Raw genomic sequence first — 3,869 nt, 5'->3', positions numbered from 1 at the left:
ACGCAGATCGCCAACATCGCGCAGACCGCGATGCAGAACAGCCTGATCACCGGCGGCACCGCGACGACACCGGCGGTGACCGTGACGCAGGCGAACGGCACGACGTCGGGCACCGCGCTGACGGTGACGGTGACCTACACGTATTCGGGGCTCGTGCTGGGCTCCGCGTTCAGTGCGCTGACCGGCCCGGTGACGGTCTCGGCGACGTCGGTGATGCTCTATGAATGACGTGACCGCCACGCCACCCGTCGACGCCGAACGGCAGCGCGGTTCGGTCGCGCTGTTCTTCCTGCTGTTCCTGATCCCGCTGCTGTCGTTCGGCGCGCTGGCGATCGACATCGCGTGGGTGGTCACGGTGAACAACCAGTTGCAGAACGCGGCCGACGCGGCCGCGCTCGCGGGGGCCGATGCGATGATGTCGCCGAGCGGCGGCGCGGTGAACTGGTCGCAGGCCGCGCCGGCCGCGAATGGGGTGATCGCGAAGCACTCGGCGGCCGGCGCGGCGCTGTCGACCGGCACGGTGACCACCGGATACTGGAACGTGACGCGCAACCCCGCCTCCATGCAGCCGACGACCATCACGCCCGGCCAGTACGACGTCCCGGCGGTGCAGGTCACCGTGTCGCGCGCGCCCGGCGTGAACGGCGGCTCGATTCCGCTGCTGCTCGGCGGGCTGCTGGGGATCCCCGGCGCATCCGACAGCGCGACCGCCGTGGCGGTGCTGGCGGCGCCGGGCGGGGTCGGGGCAGGCGGGCTGTTTCCGGTCGCGATCGACCAGTGCGTGTACAACCTGTACTGGAACGCGTCGACCAACCAGCCGCTGATCAATCCGCTGACGGGCCAGCCGTTCGAATTCTCGATCACGAACGGCCAGATCTACGGCCTGCTGTGCATGGGCGGGCAATGGACGTCGTTCCAGTCGAGCGCGACCGACACGACGACGATGGGCGGCCTGATGACAACCGGCAATCCGACGACGCTCAACATCGGCGACACCATCAATCTCGCGACCGGCGTGAAGGCGACGCTCTATACGTCGGTGCCGGTCGGCGCGACGGTGGTGCTGCCGGTCGTCACGCAGACCGCGACCAGCACCACCGTGCCGATCGTCGCGTTCGCGCCGTTCCATATCGACGTGTCGCTGGGCGGCACATACAAGTACATCCAGGGCCATTTCGTCGCCGGCGTGAAGATGACCGGCGTCGCGACCGGCGTCGGGCCGTACTACGGCATCTACGTGCCGCCGCGGCTCGCGTTCTGAGCCCCCGGGCCGGCGCGGCGCAGCAGCACGAGGAGCGCGAACAGCGTCACGACCGGGCCGACCTGCGGCCCTTGCAGCCACGGGTTCAGGTATTCGACGGCCGGCAGCAGCCACATGAGCGCGATCGCGGTCTGCTCGCCGCGCAGCCAGCCGTCCTGCCAGCCGATCGCCAGCAGGCACGCGATCGCGATGCCGAGCCAGGCGAGTTCGTAGTGCCACACGTACGGGTTCGCCGCGAGCGTGGCGACGGCCAGCACCGCCGCGCGCAAGCGGACGTCGCGTGACCGCGTCCATACGATGCAGGCGGCGGCGATCGCCAGCGCCGCGATGCACGCTTGCGCGGCATACGCGGCGCCAGGCGGCAGGCCCGCGAGACGGAACGCGGCGAACGGCGCCGGCGATGCTAGCCAGAACACGATGCCTTGCTCGAGGAGGAGCGTGCGCGCGAGCGCCGTGCCGGCGACGAACAGGCGCAGCGATTCGACGCCGCAGATCAGGACGCTCAACGCGGTGAACGCGGCGGTGGCGAGCGCGGCCGCCGCGATCGTGCGCCAGGCGCGCGTGGCGACCAGCACGAACGGGAACAGCAGCGCCATCTGCGGCTTGGCCGACAGCAGGCCGATGCAGAGCCCGGCCCACATCGGCCGACGGTCGGCCCAGCAGACGGCCAGCGCCGCGCACGACGCGGTGAGGAACGCGTTCTGCCCGAACATCCCGGTGACGAACACGCACGGGGCGGCGAGCAGCGCGAACGCGCCGACGCGCCGCAAGCCGGGGAGCGCGCCGAGCCCGGATACGCGCGACACGGCGAATCCGAACACGACGACGCCGAACGCGACGAACAGCGGGTAGCCGACTGCGTACGGCAGCAGCGCCAGCGGCGTCACGAGCAGCAGGTTGGTGGGCGGGTACAGCCACGCGACGAGGTCTTCGCGGCGGAACTGCGGGAACAGGTCGGCCGCCAGCCGCGAGAAGGTCGGCAGATCGTACGCTTGCCACGGCGAGCCATGCAGCATCATGTACGACGCCGACCAGAACACCGCGTAGTCGGGGCCCGGGCGCGACGGCGCGGCGGCGGGCGCGTGACGGACGACGGCGATCCAGATCGCGACGAACAGCGCGTAGCACGCGAGCGCGACCGCGCTGTACGCCACGACGCGCCGGGGTGTCAGCCATGCGCGGACGGCAGGGTCCGCCGCTCGTATCGCTTGTCGGGGGAGGTCCATGCGTCGTGCGCGCGGTTACTTGGCGGACGCTTTCCGCGCGGCGCCGTGGCCGGTCGCGGCGGGCTGCGCCGCTCGGCGGCGGGCCGCATGCGTGCGCTTGAGCGGAAATTGCAGCAGCTGCGACGCCGGATGCGCGGCGGCGTCCCGCTGCGCGCGGTAGCGCCGCCGCACGAGATAGACCGGTCGCTGCTTGGACTCGTGATAGATGCGGCCGAGGTATTCGCCGATCACGCCGATGCCGATCAGCTGGATGCCGCCGACGAACAGCATCACGGAGATCAGCGACGCATAGCCGTGCACGGGGTTGCCGAACAGCAGCGTGCGCATGACGATGAACGCGCCGTAGACGAACGACAGCGCGGCGAACGCGAGGCCGATGTAGGTCCACACGCGCAGCGGCACGGTGCTGAAGCTGGTGATGCCTTCGAGCGCGAAGTTCCAGCGGCGCCAGCCGGAGAATTTGGAGCGGCCGCCGCTGCGCGGCGCGCGGGTGTATTCGATGAGCTCGATGCGATAGCCGACCCACGCGAACAGGCCTTTCATGAAGCGCCGCCGCTCGGGCAGCGCGCGCAGCGCGTCGACGACCTGGCGATCCATCAGGCGGAAATCGCCGACGTTCTCGGGCATCTCGACTTCGGAGAGGTGGTTGTGCACGCGGTAGTAAAGCGCGGCGGCGACGCGCTGCATCAGCGGGTCGCACCTGCGGTCGGTGCGCTTCGCGGCGACGACCTCGGCGCCGGCGAGCCAGCGTTCGACCATCGCGGGGATCAGCGCGGGCGGATCCTGCAGGTCGGCGTCGATCAGGATCACGGCGGAGCCGGCGGCTTCGTCGATGCCGGCGGTGAGCGCGGCTTCCTTGCCGAAGCGCCGGGTGAGATCGACGATGCGCACGCGCGGGTCGCCGGCCGCGACATCGATCAGCCTGCCGAGCGTGTCGTCGCGGCTGCCGTCGTTGATGCAGACGATCTCGAAACGGACCGACTCGACCGATTCGAGGATCGGCAGCGTCGCGGCAAAGAACGCGTCGATGGCTTCGTCCTCGTCATGGAACGGCACGACGAGCGAGACCAGCGGTTTTCTGGCATGCGCGGACATACGTCCCCCGAGAGATCCGGCCTGCGCTGCGCCGTATGGATCCGGTCGTCGCCGGCGGCAGGCCGGACGACTGGCGTTCCGAACATTGTAGGCAGGGAATCGGGGATTCGTAACACGAATTGATGACGGCGCGGCAATGCGCGCGCGGACGTCAGGTCGACTGGCCGGACGTTGAGGCCGGTGGCGTCGTGCCTCGCGAGCGCGACCCGGTGCGCGATTTCCGCGCGCGTCCGCGGCCCGGGCAGGGTGCCGGCGCGACGCGCGGCGACCGGCTCAAGGGGCGCGAA

Annotated in this window: 3 protein-coding genes and 1 pseudogene; 2 read left to right on the top strand and 2 right to left on the bottom strand. The window is 70.5% G+C overall.

Going from position 1 to position 3,869, the window contains the following annotated elements:
• Together G3N96_RS37790 and G3N96_RS37785 are read left to right on the top strand one after the other, a co-directional pair.
• Positions 1 to 228: pseudogene (locus G3N96_RS37790) on the top strand (pilus assembly protein); the annotation flags it as partial.
• Positions 221 to 1,261: a TadG family pilus assembly protein gene (locus G3N96_RS37785; RefSeq protein ID WP_206140395.1), complete on the top strand. Its 1,041-nt coding sequence runs from the start codon at positions 221 to 223 to the stop codon at positions 1,259 to 1,261. The pseudogene G3N96_RS37790 and the gene G3N96_RS37785, both read left to right, overlap by 8 nt.
• On the opposite strand, the gene G3N96_RS37780 is transcribed toward G3N96_RS37785, so the two are convergent.
• On the bottom strand, positions 1,234 to 2,487 hold the full coding sequence (locus G3N96_RS37780; RefSeq protein ID WP_206140394.1) for a glycosyltransferase family 87 protein: 1,254 nt from the start codon (positions 2,485 to 2,487) through the stop codon (positions 1,234 to 1,236). The genes G3N96_RS37785 and G3N96_RS37780 overlap by 28 nt on opposite strands.
• 15 nt (positions 2,488 to 2,502) lie before the next feature.
• On the bottom strand, positions 2,503 to 3,582 hold the full coding sequence (locus tag G3N96_RS37775) for a glycosyltransferase family 2 protein (RefSeq protein ID WP_206140393.1): 1,080 nt from the start codon (positions 3,580 to 3,582) through the stop codon (positions 2,503 to 2,505).
• Between the last annotated feature and the right edge of the window lie 287 nt (positions 3,583 to 3,869).

The organism is Burkholderia sp. Se-20373, from assembly GCF_017104705.1.
GTDB lineage: Bacteria > Pseudomonadota > Gammaproteobacteria > Burkholderiales > Burkholderiaceae > Burkholderia.
Note: the sequence above shows the minus strand (reverse complement) of the source record. Positions and strands in the feature narration are given on the sequence as shown.

Bases quoted from the DNA above. Each gene is read 5' to 3' on its own strand.
- G3N96_RS37775 (WP_206140393.1), bottom strand. From the start codon at position 3,582: ATGTCCGCGCATGCCAGAAAACCGCTGGTCTCGCTCGTCGTGCCGTTC.
- G3N96_RS37785 (WP_206140395.1), top strand. From the start codon at position 221: ATGAATGACGTGACCGCCACGCCACCCGTCGACGCCGAACGGCAGCGC.
- G3N96_RS37780 (WP_206140394.1), bottom strand. From the start codon at position 2,487: ATGGACCTCCCCCGACAAGCGATACGAGCGGCGGACCCTGCCGTCCGC.